Origin of the sequence: Mucilaginibacter sp., assembly GCF_036568825.1 — a bacterium.
Taxonomy (GTDB): Bacteria; Bacteroidota; Bacteroidia; order Sphingobacteriales; family Sphingobacteriaceae; genus Mucilaginibacter.
The window spans coordinates 1-17,371 of record NZ_DATCRU010000089.1 but is presented as its reverse complement, the minus strand read 5'-3'; the positions used below and the strand labels follow the sequence as shown (position 1 = coordinate 17,371).

The 17,371-nt window shown below is 41.9% G+C and carries 21 protein-coding genes; 5 read left to right on the top strand and 16 right to left on the bottom strand.

All coding sequences use genetic code 11. The features are described 5' to 3' along the window. The 3 genes from VIM89_RS19645 to VIM89_RS19635 form a co-directional block, all read right to left on the bottom strand. Positions 1 to 493, bottom strand: a 493-nt coding sequence (locus VIM89_RS19645) for a Ppx/GppA phosphatase family protein (RefSeq protein ID WP_488157887.1), incomplete at its 3' end; no start/stop codon positions are given. A gap of 72 nt (positions 494 to 565) precedes the next feature. Beyond that, entirely contained in the window at positions 566 to 1,795 is a 1,230-nt protein-coding gene (locus tag VIM89_RS19640) for an ABC transporter permease (RefSeq protein WP_488157886.1), read from the bottom strand. Positions 1,796 to 1,797: 2 nt separating this feature from the next. Beyond that, entirely contained in the window at positions 1,798 to 2,706 is a 909-nt protein-coding gene (locus tag VIM89_RS19635) for an ABC transporter ATP-binding protein (RefSeq protein WP_488157885.1), read from the bottom strand. Between the two features lie 126 nt (positions 2,707 to 2,832). On the opposite strand from VIM89_RS19635, the gene VIM89_RS19630 reads away from it, so the two are divergent. Next, positions 2,833 to 3,813, top strand: coding sequence for a nucleoside hydrolase (locus VIM89_RS19630; protein WP_488157884.1), 981 nt, complete (start codon positions 2,833 to 2,835; stop codon positions 3,811 to 3,813). A gap of 13 nt (positions 3,814 to 3,826) precedes the next feature. Here VIM89_RS19630 and VIM89_RS19625 read toward each other — a convergent pair whose 3' ends face one another. The 6 genes from VIM89_RS19625 to VIM89_RS19600 form a co-directional block, all read right to left on the bottom strand. Continuing rightward, a complete protein-coding gene (locus tag VIM89_RS19625) occupies positions 3,827 to 4,372 on the bottom strand; it encodes a hypothetical protein (RefSeq protein ID WP_488157883.1) in 546 nt (181 codons plus the stop codon). A gap of 176 nt (positions 4,373 to 4,548) precedes the next feature. Further along, positions 4,549 to 5,712 (bottom strand): molecular chaperone DnaJ, encoded by a 1,164-nt coding sequence (dnaJ, locus tag VIM89_RS19620; RefSeq protein ID WP_488157882.1) that lies wholly within the window; start codon positions 5,710 to 5,712, stop codon positions 4,549 to 4,551. A gap of 85 nt (positions 5,713 to 5,797) precedes the next feature. Then, complete coding sequence (locus VIM89_RS19615; protein ID WP_488157881.1) at positions 5,798 to 6,340, bottom strand: nucleotide exchange factor GrpE; 543 nt, start codon at positions 6,338 to 6,340, stop codon at positions 5,798 to 5,800. A 218-nt stretch (positions 6,341 to 6,558) separates the two neighbouring features. Then, a complete protein-coding gene (locus VIM89_RS19610; RefSeq protein WP_488157880.1) occupies positions 6,559 to 7,242 on the bottom strand; it encodes a cell division ATP-binding protein FtsE in 684 nt (227 codons plus the stop codon). 1 nt (position 7,243) lies between these two features. Further along, entirely contained in the window at positions 7,244 to 7,447 is a 204-nt protein-coding gene (locus tag VIM89_RS19605; RefSeq protein WP_488157879.1) for a fructose-6-phosphate aldolase, read from the bottom strand. 121 nt (positions 7,448 to 7,568) lie between these two features. Continuing rightward, complete coding sequence (locus tag VIM89_RS19600; RefSeq protein ID WP_488157878.1) at positions 7,569 to 8,594, bottom strand: acyl-CoA reductase; 1,026 nt, start codon at positions 8,592 to 8,594, stop codon at positions 7,569 to 7,571. Positions 8,595 to 8,695: 101 nt separating this feature from the next. Here VIM89_RS19600 and VIM89_RS19595 point away from each other — a divergent pair, with 101 nt between their 5' ends. Both VIM89_RS19595 and VIM89_RS19590 read left to right on the top strand, forming a co-directional pair. After that, entirely contained in the window at positions 8,696 to 9,049 is a 354-nt protein-coding gene (locus VIM89_RS19595) for a 4Fe-4S dicluster domain-containing protein (RefSeq protein ID WP_147032153.1), read from the top strand. Between the two features lie 121 nt (positions 9,050 to 9,170). Further along, complete coding sequence (locus tag VIM89_RS19590) at positions 9,171 to 9,932, top strand: C40 family peptidase (RefSeq protein ID WP_488157877.1); 762 nt, start codon at positions 9,171 to 9,173, stop codon at positions 9,930 to 9,932. 3 nt (positions 9,933 to 9,935) lie between these two features. Here the strand turns inward: VIM89_RS19590 and VIM89_RS19585 are convergent, their stop codons facing one another. The 6 genes from VIM89_RS19585 to VIM89_RS19560 form a co-directional block, all read right to left on the bottom strand. Beyond that, positions 9,936 to 10,331, bottom strand: a complete 396-nt coding sequence (locus VIM89_RS19585; protein WP_488157876.1) for a VOC family protein — start codon at positions 10,329 to 10,331, stop codon at positions 9,936 to 9,938. 299 nt (positions 10,332 to 10,630) lie between these two features. Beyond that, positions 10,631 to 11,038 (bottom strand): VOC family protein, encoded by a 408-nt coding sequence (locus VIM89_RS19580; protein ID WP_488157875.1) that lies wholly within the window; start codon positions 11,036 to 11,038, stop codon positions 10,631 to 10,633. Continuing rightward, positions 11,035 to 11,475 carry an SRPBCC family protein gene (locus VIM89_RS19575; RefSeq protein ID WP_488157874.1) on the bottom strand — a complete coding sequence of 147 codons (441 nt, stop codon included), beginning with the start codon at positions 11,473 to 11,475 and terminating at the stop codon, positions 11,035 to 11,037. The genes VIM89_RS19580 and VIM89_RS19575 overlap by 4 nt, the downstream gene beginning before the upstream one ends. Positions 11,476 to 11,507: 32 nt before the next feature. Then, entirely contained in the window at positions 11,508 to 11,936 is a 429-nt protein-coding gene (locus VIM89_RS19570; RefSeq protein WP_488157873.1) for an SRPBCC family protein, read from the bottom strand. A gap of 36 nt (positions 11,937 to 11,972) precedes the next feature. Continuing rightward, entirely contained in the window at positions 11,973 to 12,413 is a 441-nt protein-coding gene (locus tag VIM89_RS19565) for an SRPBCC family protein (RefSeq protein ID WP_488157872.1), read from the bottom strand. Then, positions 12,410 to 12,760, bottom strand: coding sequence for an ArsR/SmtB family transcription factor (locus tag VIM89_RS19560; RefSeq protein WP_488157871.1), 351 nt, complete (start codon positions 12,758 to 12,760; stop codon positions 12,410 to 12,412). The genes VIM89_RS19565 and VIM89_RS19560 overlap by 4 nt, the downstream gene beginning before the upstream one ends. A gap of 129 nt (positions 12,761 to 12,889) precedes the next feature. On the opposite strand from VIM89_RS19560, the gene VIM89_RS19555 reads away from it, so the two are divergent. Further along, positions 12,890 to 14,605, top strand: coding sequence for a GMC oxidoreductase (locus VIM89_RS19555; RefSeq protein WP_488157870.1), 1,716 nt, complete (start codon positions 12,890 to 12,892; stop codon positions 14,603 to 14,605). 84 nt (positions 14,606 to 14,689) lie between these two features. Here VIM89_RS19555 and VIM89_RS19550 read toward each other — a convergent pair whose 3' ends face one another. Further along, positions 14,690 to 14,911, bottom strand: a complete 222-nt coding sequence (locus VIM89_RS19550) for a CDGSH iron-sulfur domain-containing protein (protein WP_488157869.1) — start codon at positions 14,909 to 14,911, stop codon at positions 14,690 to 14,692. A 94-nt stretch (positions 14,912 to 15,005) separates the two neighbouring features. Between VIM89_RS19550 and VIM89_RS19545 the strand changes: the two genes are divergently transcribed. Continuing rightward, positions 15,006 to 17,204, top strand: a complete 2,199-nt coding sequence (locus VIM89_RS19545; protein WP_488157868.1) for an alpha-galactosidase — start codon at positions 15,006 to 15,008, stop codon at positions 17,202 to 17,204. Positions 17,205 to 17,371: the final 167 nt, after the last annotated feature.

Sequence of the window (17,371 nt, the reverse complement as noted above, 5' to 3'; positions counted from 1 at the left end):
GCCGTGCTGCGCCGATCTCAAAGCTTTGTTTCCAGGTCAATTCTGACTGATTTCCGATAATAAACTCTACACTACCGCCGCCAATATCCATGATTAGAGAATTATGGTCTGATAATAATCCACTTGCCTTTACACCTGAGTAAATAAAAGAAGCTTCACGGTTGCCATCTACTATTTCAATATCAATTCCGGCTTCTGTTTTTACTCGTTCAATAAACTCTTTTCCATTTGAAGCATTTCGTAATGCAGATGTAGCTATTGCTTTGATATTCTGTGTATTATTGTCTGAAATTTGTTTGGCGAATTGCTTCATAGTAGCTATGCCACGCTCGAATGGAGCGGGAAGGATCATTCCCTTATTGATTCCACCTTCGCCTAGTTTAACCGCGACATCCTCATGCACTATTTCGCGAAAATTATTGATATCGCCCTCGGCAATCAGCAGGTGAAACATATTGGTGCCGAGATCCATTACGGCGAAACGTTTATCCATGCCTCTAAAATAAATAATCCCCTAAATTGTTTGTCAACGCAGGGGATCACTTATTCATTTATGTTGATAAAACTACTCTTTATAGAAGAACCATTTGGCCAATTCTTTGAAGCTGGTTTTCTTGCCATACATCAAAATTCCGACCCTATAAATACGTGCTGCCACATATGTAGTGAAAATAAAACCAACTATCATTAGTACCATGGATGTAGCCACCTGCCATGGCGCTGGGGTAAAAGGAAGACGCATCATCATAGCTACGGGAGCGGTGAATGGAATTATAGACAACCAGACTGCTAACGGACTATCCGGTACTGTGAACAGGTAGCTAACGCACAATATGTAGGTAAACAACAGAGGCAAAGTGATGGGGAACATAAATTGCTGTGTTTCCGTTTCGCTGTCAACAGCGGAACCAACTGCTGCAAAAAGTGCGCTATAGAGCAGGAATCCTGTGATCCAATAAAAGACAAAACAGCTTAATTCATAAGCAGCATTTGCACCAAGGCTATGAATAAATACGGTCATTTGTCCGCCCATACCACCTTTGATTCCCAGGTAGTAGCTTATGGCAGTGGATAATCCAATCCAGATAACAAATTGAGTCAGTCCCACTAAACCCACGCCAATGATCTTTCCGGCCATTAACTGGAACGGTTTAACTGAAGATACGATCACCTCGATAATGCGGCTCGTTTTCTCCTCGATCACACCACGCATCACCTGCGCGCCGTAAATAAACAGCGACATATAGATCAGTATTGCTCCGGTAAAACTCAATGCATAAGCCGGACCAAGATTAGCGCTTTGTTCACCAGTTGCTGTGATCTCGCTTGTTTTTATAGTGATGTTACTTTTTACCTGGTGCAGCTTTGCCGTATCAATTCCGGCTTTTACCAAACTGCTTCCGGCGGCAATATCATTCATCTGCCGTTGAATATCATCAGATAAGGTCAAAGTCGTTTTCTTTTTCGCAAATAGCTCAACATTGTCCTTTTGATTGTTCGATATATTTAATATCAGGTCATTGTCATTTTTTAAATCCTTTTTCTCAACGTCTAATGGTCGGTTTGAATACGTGAATTTTATGTATTTTCCATCCTGGAATTTGTTTATGAAGTCGCCTGTATTGTCGATCACGTTCACCACATGCATGGTTTGATCCTTATCTTTGGCGATATAGGCTATTACTGCAAATAAAGACGCAATAAGTGTAGGAACCAGTAATGTCACAATAATAAACGACCTTTTCCTCACCCTGGTCACGTACTCTCGTTGTATGATTAATAGAATTTTATTCATGGTCAGGCAGATTTTTTGTTTACTTGTTCAATAAATATTTCGTTCATGCTTGGTATCACTTCCTTCAGCATGTGAATGTTCGCTTTTGGTATCAGGTACTGCAATATTTCATTGGCAGTGTTGCCTGTTTTAGGACTGATCTTGATAAGATACCTGTCATCATCAGTATCTTCACTAAGTATCTCGAATGGTTGCGAGCCGTTGAAGATCAGCTTTTCACCGCTGTATTCTACTAAGTAAGTATCATTACGATACGAATTGCGTATCGCTTTCATTTTACCATCTAATATCTTGTGCGAAAGGTGGATCAAAGCAATGCCATCGCAAAGCTCTTCTACGGATTCCATACGGTGGGTGGAGAAGAGAATTGTCGCGCCTTTTTTGTTGAGTTCAAGAATTTCATCTTTGATCAATTCGGCATTTACCGGGTCGAAGCCGCTAAAAGGTTCATCCAGTATGATCAGATCAGGTTCATGCAGTACAGTGGCAACGAATTGTGCTTTCTGCTGCATACCTTTTGATAACTCTTCAATTTTCTTTTTCCACCAGGTTTCCATTCCCAGTTTCTCGAACCAGAATTTCAGCCGTTTTTGAGCCTCAGCACGGCTTAGGCCTTTTAGACGAGCCAGATAGATCATCTGTTCGCCAATCTCCATTTTTTTGTAGAGGCCGCGTTCTTCGGGTAAATAACCGATACGCTCAATGTGCGATGGGTTGAGTTTTTCTCCTTTGAAATAGATCTCGCCTGAGTCTGGTGCTGTGATTTGATTAATGATACGTATAAGTGAAGTTTTACCGGCTCCGTTTGGCCCCAGCAGACCGAATATCTGGCCGCTTTCAACTTCTAAACTTACATCGGTAAGGGCTTTGTGCCCGGCATATTGCTTTTCGATGTGTCGAATGCTTAGCATATAAGGATCAGTTTTTATAGTTAGATATAACGCTTTAGGTTTTGTTACGGCTATTAATTTATCACGAAGATAAAACAGGGGAATTTTGATAAAAGTAATAAATTAGCTGATAACCAATACCTGATTATGAGATATAAACTTTTACTGCTATTTCTTCTTGCCACTTCCGTTTGTTTCGGTCAGCAAAAACCTGTAAACATCATTTTTGATAGTGATATGGGGCCCGATTATGACGATGTGGGCGCTATTACTATTTTGCATAACCTGGCCGATAAAGGCGAAGCGCATATCCTGGCAACTGTAGCCAGTACCCGGTATGATGGTGTTGCAGGAGTGATGAATGTGTTCAACACTTATTTTGGACGACCTAATATTCCTATCGGTATTCCGAAAGCTGGATTAGATTTGCGTGACTGGCAGCACTGGAGTGATACCTTATTGGCTAAATATCCGCACAAAATAAAAAGCAATGATGAGGTGCCTGATGCAGTTCAGGTTTATCGTAAGGTTTTAGCTTCACAACCTGATCATAGCGTGACAATCGTAACAGTCGGTTTTCTGACTAACCTTTCAAATTTACTGAGTACCAACGCTGATGAATATTCGAAGCTGAATGGCAAGGAGCTTGTCGCCCATAAAGTAAAGCTATTAGTTTGCATGGCAGGCAGATTTCCATCTGGCTATGAGTTTAACGTGATGAAAGATGCCAAAGCTTCGCAGAATGTTTATACTAACTGGCCCACTCAAGTTATTCTGAGCGGATTTGAAATAGGAGAGAAGATATTGGCGGGTATCCCTTTGATACATAATGATGCAATAAAGAACAGCCCGGTAAAGGATGTATTCCGTATTTCGATACCAATGGCGAAAGAAGATTCATTGGGCCGCAAAAGCTGGGATGAAACAGCTGTGCTGGTGGCAATTAAAGGGTATTCTCAATTCTACACTTTACACAATGGTAGAATGATCGTAGCTGATGACGGTAAAAACACCTGGGATGATAATGGTAATGGTCAGGCTTACCTGGTAGAGAAGGTTGATTATAAAGAGGTGCAAAAACTCATTAATGAGTTGATACAATATCAGCCTGTCAAACCACGCAGGTAAACCCGTGGGGCGTTTATCTGAATGTGTAGCCCGCGCTTAAACCAATTTCAGGTACGAAAGTTCCCTGAAGCAACGAAGGATTAAAGCTTGCCCGTAAATTCAATCCCCCATTAAATGGTTGATATCGATAACCGATAGTCGAGGTTGCAACGACGGTAGAGTTAACCACCATTGGATTATTACCAATTATAGGATTACCAAAATAAGGGTTGGTCAGGTGCATGTAAGCTGCACCGGCACCAACTTCAAAAAAGTGACTTCTGCCTCCAACCAAATAATTTAACTGGAGTGGAACAGTAACAAATGTGGTATTCACCGAATGCCACCAACCCAGGCCAAGCCTTCCACCCAGGCCATCTCTTTGCTGAGAAAAGCGGGTATCGTAATTTGCTGAGAAAAATAATCCTGCACCTCCCATTTCAATAAATACGTTCTGAGCACGATGAACCTGAACAGAATCAGTTTTGCCGGTCTTGACAGTTTGCCCTTGAGCGTTAATTGAGAAAATTGAAAATAAGGAAACGAATAAAAAAGTTGTAAATGATCTTTGGGTAGACATAAAAGGTTTAAGTAAGTGTTATTAAATAAATCAATCCTAAAACTGACTAAATAACGTGTTTATTGTAGCGGGAAGCAATTTTTTGTAATAGTCCAACAGCATTATTACAAAAAAGCCCCGAATCGATTTGATCCAGGGCTTTAATACCTTTTAGCTTTCGCCTTTCAGCTTTAACCTTATTCAAAGTATTCCTTCATCCGCTCAAAGAAGCTCTTCTCATTCTTGCCCGGACTTGGTTTAAAGTTCGGCGAATCCTGTAGCTTTTCAAGTAACTCGCGTTCTTCACGGCTTAATGCTTTTGGTGTCCAGATATTTACGTGAACCAGCTGGTCGCCGCGGTGATAAGAATTTACCTCCGGAACACCTTTTGATTTCAGGCGTAATATCTTACCGCCCTGTGTTCCCGGGTCTATCTTGATCTTCGCTTTACCGTCAATGGTTGGCACTTCAACACTGGTACCTAAGGCTGCATCAACAAAGCTTACATGCAGATCATAGATCACGTTGTTGCCGTCGCGTTTTAATGTTTCGTGCGGAATTTCTTCTATCAGGATGATCAGATCGCCCGGTACACCACCGCGAGGAGCGGCGTTACCTTTACCGCCCATGCTCAGCTGCATGCCTTCACTTACACCGGCTGGTATGTTAATGCTGATGGTTTCTTCGCCGCGCACAACGCCATCACCATGACAAACTGTACATTTTGAAGTGATGGTAGTGCCCTCGCCGTTACAGGTAGGGCAGGTGCTGGTAGTTTGCATCTGGCCCAGGATGGTGTTGGTTACCCGTCGCACAGCGCCCTGGCCACCGCAGGTTTTACAGGTTTGTATAGACGACTGGTCCTTTGCACCGGTACCGTCGCAGGTTTTACAAACGATCTGCTTGTTTACTTTTATTTTCTTCTCGGTTCCGTTGGCAATTTCTTCAAGCGTCAGTCTTACTTTAATGCGCAGGTTACTGCCACGCTGTACACGGCGACCGCCGCCTTGTCTGCCACCACCGCCAAAAAATCCTTCAAACGGACTTCCGCCACCAAATATATCGCCGAACTGGCTGAATATGTCTTCCATATTCATGCCACCGCCACCAAAACCTCCTCCGCCATTGGCTGATTGTGCATTCGCTGCATGGCCAAACTGGTCGTACCGGCGACGTTTTTCAGCATTGCTCAATACTTCGTAAGCTTCGGCGGCCTCTTTAAAGTTATCTTCGGCTTGCTTATCGCCCGGATTTTTGTCAGGGTGATACTTGATCGCCATTTTGCGATACGCCTTTTTGATCTCTTCAGCATCGGCACCTCTCGCAACGCCCAGAACGTCGTAATAATCTCTTTTTGACATCTCTTGTATAATGAGTGAATGAATGAGTTAGTGAATGAGTGATTAAAAAATCATTCGCTAATTCACTCATTCAGTAATTCACTAATTAATTCCCAACTATAACTTTTGCGAATCGGGCTACTTTATCATTTAAGTAATAGCCTTTTTCCATTTCATCAACTACTTTGCCCTTCAAATCATCTGATGGGGCAGGTATGTTGGTGATGGCTTCGTGAATCTCAGGATCGAACGGAGTACCTATAGACTCCATTTCTTTTAATCCTTTCTGCGAAAGCACATTTTTTAATTTATTCTGTATCAATACAACGCCCTCTTTTACGGCGGCAACATCTGTCAAGTTTTCCATTGAACGGATGGCGCGATCAAAATCATCCAAAACAGGCAGCAGGGCAACTATAACATCCTTGCCTTCTGATTTTCTGGCTTCCTCACGTTCTTTGGCAGTACGGCGGCGAAAATTATCAAATTCGGCATATAGGCGCAGGTACCTGTCGTTGGCTACTGAAAGTTCCTGTTTAACCAATTCTTCAGGAGTAGGTTCAGTTTCGGCAGTCGCATTCCCTTCATCGATTACTTCGTTCAAATGCTCGTCGCCTTCTATGTGGTCGTTCTTTTTTTTCTTTAGCATATCATTAAAATTCATGATTCAGTTTCTGCAAATCAACTTTCCTGCCATTTGCGTTTTCAGGACAGAGTGTCAGAACTGTTTGTTTTTTGAGGTAAATGTTGTCATTAAAAGTTGCAGTGGCAGCAGCAGTGGCAGTTTTTGAATGACAAAAACAAATAGCTGTAGTAGCTTGATTTAAATATCAGCCTGCTACTGCCACTGCAACTGCTACTCAAAAATCAGGCAATCTGCACGTCTTCCAAAACCTTTCCATTCTCACATTTAATGATGCGTGAAGGGAAAGTGCGGATGATGTGATAATCGTGGGTGGCTATCAGGATGGCGGTACCTGATTGGCTGATCTGCTTTAACAGCAACACAATTTCTTCGGAAGTATCCGGGTCGAGGTTGCCGGTTGGTTCGTCTGCCAGGATGATCTCGGGATCGTTGATCAATGCGCGGGCAATTACCACACGTTGCTGCTCACCTCCAGATAGTTCATGAGGCATCTTTTTGAGTTTAGAACGTAGACCAACTTTTTCTAATACATCCAGTGTACGTTCGGCGATCAGTTTCTTATCAACCCATCCGGTTGCCCGCATTACAAATTGAAGGTTGGCTTCAATAGAGCGATCGGTTAGCAATTGAAAGTCCTGGAAGACAATGCCCAGCTTTCTGCGCAGGAATGGAACATCTCTTGATGGTAATTTTCTCAAATCGTAACCGCAGGCGTGACCTTCGCCGCCGGGGATATTCAAATCACCATAAATTACTTTCAGCAAGCTGCTTTTTCCGGAGCCTGTCTGGCCTATAAGCCACACAAAGTCACCTTTATCAACATGCAGATTGACATTTGATAAGATTAAATTCTTTTGCTGAAAAATATCAACGTTGCTGAGCTTTATAATTGAGTTTCCGATCATTTTATAGTTCCAGTTTTAAGATCTGCCCAAACGGCAGGTCTTTAATAATATTCATGATTTGTTCTGTCTTGTTACCCAATCCCACCTTATCCAGCGATTTATCAGGCCTGTCGACCCTGAAATAAGCCAGCAGCGTAAACTGATCGTCGCGCAGCTGCACATAATCGGGTATTTTGGCAACGCCTTTAACTTTTATAATATACATTTTTTGAGGTTAAAGGTTAAGGGAGTAAAGGTTAAAGGGTCAAGACTGGTTTAATCACCTTTGGCCTTTTACCTTTCAGCTTTCACCTCCATTCACCTCATTCACCAAAGGTATCGTTTATTTAAAGCTTTGTCAAGAAATCCATTGTATCCACGCCATCGGCATAATCCCACAATGCAGGCTGCTGACTTTCGCCGAAACCGACCGCCTGGTTCGCTGCTTTGAGACTGGCTGTGCTAACGATACATTGGATATTTTCGCTCTCACGTTCCAATAAAGCTTCAACTGATGACATGTCTTTATATTGCTCATAAAACACCACAGCCAGTGGGGAAACCATGCGCTCGTCTTCTTTTACTAACAAAAAACCGTTGTCCAGGTGTTTGTCCTTGTTTACCAGGTAGATGGATTTGTTATAGTCGTAATTATTGTTGTATTTATGGTGATTGATGATGGTATAATGCGGTTGTATCGCTTCAAAAAATGGCGTAAAATCATAGTTTTCCGGCACAATTAATTTAGATACGTTTCGGCAGCCTAAACCGAAATAATCAAATATGTCGTGGCCTAATTGGTAAAGCTGTTCGGTTGTCTCATTGCCTGTCAAAACTGCCACACTATTCCGGTTTTTGCGGATGATGTTAGGAACTTTGCTGAAATAAAATTCAAAATAACGTGAGGTGTTATTACTACCTGTGGCAATCACTGCATCAAAGCCCTGCAGCTTCTCTACAAAACTGAATCGGGATTGAAATTCAGACTCGATCTTTACCAGCATATTCAATACATATTTGATCAGTCTTGCATCCTGAGTTGAGGCCTTGATAAGGGCATGATTCCCGGTAATGAGTACACACAATACATCGTGAAAACCGACCAGGGGGATATTGCCAGCTAGGATAAGTCCAACACGTTTACCTGGTTTTTCATAGTCAATTTCGTATCTGTCAAGCCAGGTTGTCAGGTCTTCCTGGTTAAGCATTTCGCCAATGGCTTTCACCGCATGTTCTACATTCTGCGGGGTGAACCAGGCATTGTAATGATATTCGTCTTTTATTATCGCATTTAATTGTTCGTCGGGGTAACTTAATTGCGCGCCTAACGTAGAAAATACACCTATTAAGTAGTTTTTATTTAATTTTGACATATTAATGTAGCTGGGGCGAACCCCTGAACTGTTTTTTTGTTATATTTGCGTGCTTGTTTAGCAAGGCAAAGGTAAGTTTAGAATATAAGATATAAGAAACTATGGCGATTAAAATCACCGATGAGTGTATAAACTGTGGGGCTTGTGAGCCTGAATGCCCAAACAATGCAATTTATGATGCCGGCGCTGCCTGGAGATTCTCAGACGGTACCGGTTTAAAAGGATTGATCGATTTTGGCGACGGTAATACATTAAATGCTGAGGAAACTCAGGCTGCATTGTCTGACGATATATATTACATTGTTCCTGATAAGTGTACTGAGTGCGTTGGTTTCCACGATGAACCTCAGTGCGCTGCAGTATGTCCTGTTGACTGCTGTGTAGACGACGAAGACGTTCGCGAATCAAAAGAAGAGCTTTTGGCCAAAAAAGAATGGCTGCATATGAACGAATAAATTTGTTTAATGTTAATACTGTAGGGGAATGTGTGATTTTATACATTCCCCTATTTTTTTACTGAAAATTTTAACTATTGTTGCGTAAGATTTCCGTGACCCTAAATCTTAATTTTTAACAATGGAATATGGCATTTGTAATTTAGCTGTAATACCCCTGAGAGCCGAAGCGAGTGATAGAAGCGAGATGGTTTCCCAAATCCTTTTTGGTGAAACTTTCGAGATTTTAGAGTGGACAGAACGGTGGGTTAAAGTGATCACTACCAGTGACAATTACGAAGGCTGGATCGGTCGCCTGCAATTTGCCATGCTGGGCCATGTTGCCTACAAAACCCTTAAGGAAAATCCACCTCCAATTACTTACAGAGCCGTAACACAAGCCTGGAAAAAGCCCGATAATAGCGTATTATACTTGCCTGTCGCCAGTTCACTGGTGTTCCTAAAAGGTACCACTTGCCAAATTAATAACGAACAGTTTGAAATAATAGGAGAGATAGGCGAGACCGCAACTTTGGATATTGTTGCAAAATCGTTTCTAAACACGCCTTATCTATGGGGTGGACGCACCCATTATGGTATCGACTGCTCCGGATTTACACAGGCCGTGTTCAGATTGCGTGGCTACGAGCTGAAAAGGGACGCCTGGATGCAGGCCGAGCAAGGTAAAGTAGTCGATTTTTTGGCTGAAGCAAGGTTAGGTGACCTTGCCTTTTTTGATAACGCTGAAGGCAAGATCACACACGTAGGTATTATGCTGAATAATGAACAGATCATCCACGCATCCGGCCGTGTAAAGATCGACCGGATCGATAACCAGGGTATTTATTCAGAAGAGCAAAAACGCTATACACACAAGCTGCGCATTGTAAAGCGCCTGTACTGATCACTAGTTTTTCAGAACCGAAATGATATTTCCTGCCGGATCGGTAAACCAGGCGATGTCTGGTCCGCGACCATTTCCCCGAACGATACCTTTTGCATCAGTTTTCATATCGCCCATATCATAGTGTTCAAACTTTACACCTTTGGCGGTGAGTTCATCTACAGTTTTTTCCAAATCATCCACAGGAAAATTTAAGACAGTAAATGTAGCGGGTGTATGATTTGGCTTTGGATAGATCATTACCTTGGTTCCGCCTGTAACGTCCAATTCGAGCATACGGTATTCTCCGCCCATTTCTATTTGACTGGCGTTAAGGCCCAAAGTGCCTTGATAGAACTCTTTTGCCTTATCAATGTCATTCACTGAAAAGCTGCTGAATGCATTTTTATCTAAAATCATAAAAGGATCGATTAAATGGTTTGTAATGTAAAATTAGAAACACTTCATCAATCCTTTGGGTTTTGATCGCGGCAAATTAAAGGGTAGGATGCGACAAAATAAAACATTCTTCTCATAAAGAATGCACGACCGTCTAAAAACCATGTCATTTCGACGAACTGTAGGGAAAAGCGTGATGGGGTGAGGAGAAATCTTATACAAGCGGCTCGAAGACTTTGCAAGGTGTATAAGATTTCTCTTCGCCCCCAATTCACAGCCCTTCCTGGCTCATCGAAATGACATGGTTTTTTTAATTGATATTACTGCTGCACTATCGATATCAGATTTCCGCAGGTATCATCAAAAACAGCCATTGTAACTTGTCCCATCGGTGTAGGCGGTGTAGTAAACCGCACGCCTAAACCTTTTAGCTTTTCATATTCTTTCGTTATATCGTCTACACCAAAAACTGTTGCAGGAATGTTGGCGTTGAACAATATCTTCTGGTATTCAGCCGCAGCAGGCCTACCATCAATTTGTATTGATGGGTTCCAGTTTGGCTCCAGTAATACTTCAACATCCATATTTCCTTCAGGAGAGATGACAGTCAGCCATTTTGCGTCGCCTACCGGTAACTCCGTTTTTTTAACAAACCCCAACTTCTCGGTATAGAATTTCAGCGCTTTATCCTGATTATCTACCAGGATACTTGTTACGATCACTTTCATAATGTTTCTGCTTGCTTATCGAAATAGTTAACAATCGAAGTGCCGATAATGTAAGTCCAGCCTGCTTCGAAACTGCTTCTTGCAAAATCTTTATTGTCAGTTGGGAAGGTTTCCAGACCTTCATGTGTTAACTTCAATCTGGTTTTATCGCCTTCAGGAAATAACTCCCACGTCACGAACGAATTGCCCGGATAATCGCGGTAACGCCAGCTGTATTGCAATAATTTACCTGGTTCTACTTTAGTTACCTTACATAAATGAACATATGTTTTTTCTTCGCTGCCCCCGTTAAAAGTGAATTCAAAACCTACTTCAGGTTCAAATTCCGCCAGGTTAAAATACCATTCTTTCATTTGGTCTTTGTCAGTAATGGCTTTCCAAACTCTTTCGGGTGAGGCATTCAAAGTGCGTTCAATTACAAATGGTTCGTTTTTCATGTATTTGTCCGTTTTATGAGTATGAAACCTCTTTATTCAGGCTTCTGTTTTTCTAAATAACCTTTTAATGATGATTCTACTAAATGCACCCAGCCTTCAGCAAATTCTTCTTTTGTACCCAATTTATCGGATGGGAAGGTTTCAATACCTTCGTGGGTAAGTCTGAGTTTTGTGCTGCTCCCTTCCGGAAATAATTCAAATGTAACCAACGAGTCTCCCTCGTAACCTCCAAATCTCCAGGTGTATTGTAATACTTTTTCGTATTCCATCCTTGTTATTTTACATAGGTGCAAAAGTTGTTCGGGCCCTCCTTTAAAACTAAACTCAAATCCTACCTCGGGTTTAAACTCTGTTAAGTTCAAATACCATTGTTTCATTTGGTCTTTGTCGGAAATGGCCTTCCAAACCCTTTCGACAGGTGCGTTTAATGTGCGTTCAATTACGACTGGTTCGTTTTTCATGAAATTGTCCGTTTTATGAATATTAAATGTGTTTATTCAGGCTTCTGTTTTTTCAACATAATCTTTTAATGCTGTGCCCATAAAATGTGTCCAGCCTTCAACAAAATTTTGTCTTCCCAATTCAGGATTGATACTACCTTCAAAGGTTTCAAGTTCGCTATGGGTACAAACAATCCTTGTATTCCCGTTTTCTTCAAACAGTTCAAAACTGACCAGGGAATTACCCGGATAGCCACCAAACTTCCATTCATAGCTTATCTTTTTGTTTGGTATCACCTCTGTTATCTTCCATATATGCGGAAATACCTTTTCGTTATGATGCACATCAAAACTTGTTTCAAATCCGACTTGGAGCTTGAATTCAGTCAGCATCGGGAAATACCATTCACGCATTTTTTCAACTTCAGTCAGAGCGCTCCATACCCGGCTTACCGGTGCTTTATAAACACGCTCAACTACAACTGGTTCGTTTTTCATTGCTTCTTATGTTTAATTGGTTTGCTTTCTGTTTCATTGGCTATGTCCTTTGCCAGGAAGTCTTCCAAAGCGTCTAGTTTATTATTCCAAAATGTGCGGTATTGCTCCACCCATTCAGAAACTTCATTTAGCTTTTGAAGCTTTGCTTCGCAATAACGTTCGCGCCCCTGTTGCTTTATAGTAACAAGGCCGCACTGGGTTAGGATTTTTATTTGTTTTGAAATAGCAGGCCGACTGATATCAAAGCGCTCAGCAACAGCATTCAGGTTCATGGGCTGCTTGGCTATCATATTGATGATGGCCCTTCTTGTTGGGTCTGCTATCGCCTGGAATACATCTCGTCTCATAATTATTTTTCTACTCGTAACCAATCGGTTACAAATATATAGGAAACCGATTGGTTACGCAAAATATTTTTGTCATTATTTTTGTAAACACTTACCTTGAAAAACCAATTATCTAACTAACACTGAAAAATGGCTAATATTAATTCAAAGGGAGTCGAAAAAAACACCTTCGACGCTATTGTAATAGGCTCGGGCATCAGCGGAGGATGGGCTGCTAAGGAACTATGTGAGCACGGTTTAAAAACACTGGTACTTGAAAGAGGGCGAAATGTTGTCCATCTGAAAGATTACCCTACAGCTACTAAAAATCCATGGGATTTTCCGCACCGTACTCATGAGCCTTTATCTGTTACGAAAGGAAATCCTATAGTAGAACGTTGCTATGCCTTTAGTGAAGCCAGCCAGCATTTTTTTGTAAAGGATAAAGAACATCCTTATGTGCAGGAAAAGCCGTTTGATTGGATACGCGGATACCAGGTTGGAGGAAAATCCCTGTTGTGGGCGAGACAAACTCAACGCTGGAGCAAATTTGATTTTGAAGGGCCGGGGCGGGATGGTTTTGCAGTGGATTGGCCGATACATTACGATGATATTGCGCCGTGGTATAGTCACGTAGAACGCTTTGCCGGGATAGCCGGTAACCATGATGGCCTCGAAACATTACCTGATGGTGAATTTTTGCCCGCATGGGAAATGAATGCGGTTGAAAAGGATATGAGCAAGCGCATTAATGAGCATTATAAGGACAGACATGTGGTTATTGGCCGCTGTGCACATTTGACCAAACCTAACGAAATACATAAACAACAAGGTCGTGGCCAATGCCAGGCACGCAGCTTATGCGAAAGAGGGTGTCCTTTTGGCGGATATTTCAGTTCAAATTCTTCAACCATTCCATGGGCGGAAAGAACTGGTAACCTGACATTACGACCTGATTCTGTGGTGCATTCCATTATTTATGATGAAAAGAAAGGCAAAGCTACCGGTGTACGTGTGATTGATGCGCATACTAAGGAAGCGACAGAGTATTATGCGAAGATCATCTTCGTAAATGCAGCTACGATGAATACGAATCTGGTGCTATTAAACTCAACGTCATCGCGCTTTCCAAATGGTTTAGGTAATGATAATGGCTTGTTGGGCAAGTTTGTTGCATTCCATAACTATCGGGGAACATTAAGCGCCTCAATGGACGGATACCTTGATTCCTATTATTATGGTCGTCGGCCGTGCGCTATCATGATGCCAAACTTCAGGAACGTTTATAAGCAGGAGATGGACTTTTTACGCGGTTATATGACCTTCTATTCGGTAATGCGTGCGGGATGGGGACATTCTACAGATGGACCGCAGATTGGTGGCGGTTATAAAGAAGCGATATCAGAACCAGGCCCATGGGTAGTTTATGTGCAAATGCAGGGAGAAACGATCCCGAAGGAAACCAATCATGTAAGCTTGAGCAAAGATGAAAAAGATGCATGGGGTATACCATTGCTCAAAATGTCGGTAGCTTATGATGACAATGATATAAAAAGCATGAAGGACTTTACTGCACAGGCGGAAGAAATGCTTACCGTAGCAGGCTGTAAGGATATCAGAACGTATGATACAAACCAGGCTCCTGGATTAGATATTCACGAAATGGGTGGTGTTCGCATGGGCAGAGATCCGAAAACTTCCTTACTGAACGCATGGAATCAAATGCACGAATGTAAAAATGTATTCGTAACGGATGGTTCCTGCATGGTATCTACCAGTACGCAGAATCCTTCGCTCACCTTCATGGCCATAACCGCCCGTGCAGCTAATCATGCAGTGGAAGAGTTGAAGAAGGGGAATATATAGTTGTCAGTTAATCAGTAATCAGTTAACCAGTGACCAGTCAATCTTAATCAGGTTTTCCTGATAACTGGTTAACTGATTAACTGGTCACTTTCTAGGTGGTAACTCAAACGCCTGCGCATCGTGCTCAAAATGGCCTTTGTGTGAACCATCGCAGAAGGGTTTGTTGGCTGATAATCCGCAGCGGCAGATGGAAACGATAGTGCGGCCCTGCAAGCCATATTGATTGCCTTGCGCGTCGACAATTTCAAAGTCGCCGTCAATTTTTACTGATCCGTTGCTGTTTATGGTAAGTTTGGTTGATGCCATGTAGATTTTATTTGCCGCAAAAGTAATAATCCGCTTCAAATTAAATTATCAATTATTAATTTGAGCTGAAATGAATAATCGCCTGCCTCAAATCATGAAGAAATTGCTACTTGCCTTAACGATTTTCTCTGCCTGTTTTTGTCATGCGCAAACACAAATCAGTGAGTTACCCATGCTTGGACAGATTAGTCAATTATCACACAAAAACGATTGGTTAGTGCATAAGCCCGTGGAACATGCAAGGGTTTACAGAAGCGGGGACGGAAAGGAGATCATCCTATATAATGGATTGCTCAAACGCACTTTCAGAATTCAATCCAATGTAGCCTGCATCGATTATGTAAACCTAAGCAACGGCGAACAGATGCTGCGAGCGGTAGAGCCCGAAGCACGGTTGGTCATCAACGGAAAAACGGTCAATGTAGGTGGATTGTACGGTCAAAAAGAAAAGGCTTATTTGCTAAAAGAATGGGTTGACGAATTGAAAGCACACCAGCAGGATTTTCAATACAAAGGCTTTACTGTTTCACCCTCCATTCAGCCTTATGTAAAATGGCATGCGCGACTATGGGCGTCGAACAAGCAACTCCCGACAGGTAAAACTTTAACTTTCATTTATTCAGGGTCAGATCAGTTAAAGGACTTGATCGTTAAAGTGAATTATGGGATTTACGATGGTGTTCCATTGATATGTAAATGGTTAAGCGTTGAAAATAGGTCAAAAGAAAGTATCAGAATCGATAATGCGGTTAATGAAATACTGGCAACGCCCGAAGAAGAATCAGCGGTGGTCGGTAAAGTTGACCAGATGAAAACTCCGCATAGTATCTATATTGAGAGTAACTATGCATTCAACAATGCGATGAAGGCCGATCTATCCGATCAAACTACTCATTGGGAGGCGGATTCAACCTACACTTCGCAGGTAAATTATGAATATCAAACGCCTTGCCTTCTGGAAGTTTATCCGGGTTTTGGCATTGGTATTAAGCTACAGCCGGGAGATACCTTTAATTCGATAAGAACGAATGAATTGTTGTTGGATAGCTACGATCGCGAACGAAATGGTTTAGCGCAACGGAAAATGTACAGAACCATAGCACCCTGGACGACAGAGAATCCCATCTTTATGCATCTTGTCAGCTCTGACCCTGAAAAGGTAAAAAGCTGTATCGACCAATGCGTTGTGACTGGTTATGAAGGATTGATATTGAGTTTTGGCAGCGGTTTGAATATGGAGGATACTTCTTCAACGAATGTGGAAAAGTTTAAGGCACTGGCAGATTATGCGCATAGCAAAGGCATTTTGATTGGTGGGTATTCTCTTTTTAGCAGTAGAAGGATAAGTGATGAAGATGATGTGATCGACCCTAAGACCGGCAAACCTGATGTGAATGCAATGTTTGGCCATGCTCCTTGCTTAGGGAGCAAATGGGGATTGGCATATCTTGCTCATATTAAATATTTTATTGCCAACACCGGGTTCGACATTTTTGAGAATGATGGTCCGTATCCTGGCGATGTTTGCGCTTCTACAACCCACCCCGGTCACGAAGGGTTGATGGATTCACAATGGCGGCAGATGGAGTTGCAAAAAGGCTTATACCGATGGTTGAATGAACGTGGAATATATGTTAATGCGCCTGATTGGTATTTTCTGGATGGTACTAATAAGATTGCATTAGGATATCGCGAAGTAAATTTCTCATTGCCTAGAGAAGAACAGATTATTTTAAATCGCCAAAATATTTTTGATGGCACCTGGGAAAAGACACCTTCTATGGGATGGGGCTTTGTACCACTAACAGAATACCAGGGCGGTGGAGCAGCAGCAACACTTGAGCCTTTGAGCGAACACCTTGACGCTTATGAAAAACTAATGATGCAATATTATGGTTCGGGTGTGCAGGCATGTTATCGTGGTCCGAGGTTGTATGATACGGAGAAAACTAAACAGCTGGTGATCAATACCATTGGTTGGTATAAAAAACACCGCGATATTTTGAATGCAGATGTTATCCACCTGCGTAGGGCGGATGGTAGGGATTGGGATGGTATCTTACATGTCAATCCGCAATTGAAAGAAAAGGGGCTAGCTATGCTTTACAATCCCCTAAAACATGAAATAGAGCGAACAATCGAATTACCGCTCTATTATACTGGAATAACGAATATTGCTAAGGTCAGCGTTAAGAATGGTATACCTAAGCTTTATACATTAGATCAAAGTTCCAAAATCAAACTAACGGTTAAAATTCCTGCTGAAGGGTATACCTGGTTAGTGATAGAATAAATCTTAGGTGGTTGTTAAACAATGCATGACCCATAGGGTCTACCGCTTTGTAGCAAAAACAATAATAAAATGATTTTGCCTCGTAGAGCAATGTCATTAAGTTAAGAAAATAGCAAAGGTTACAGAATTTATAGTTTTGAGGTATCGAATCTTAAAACCAAAATCTG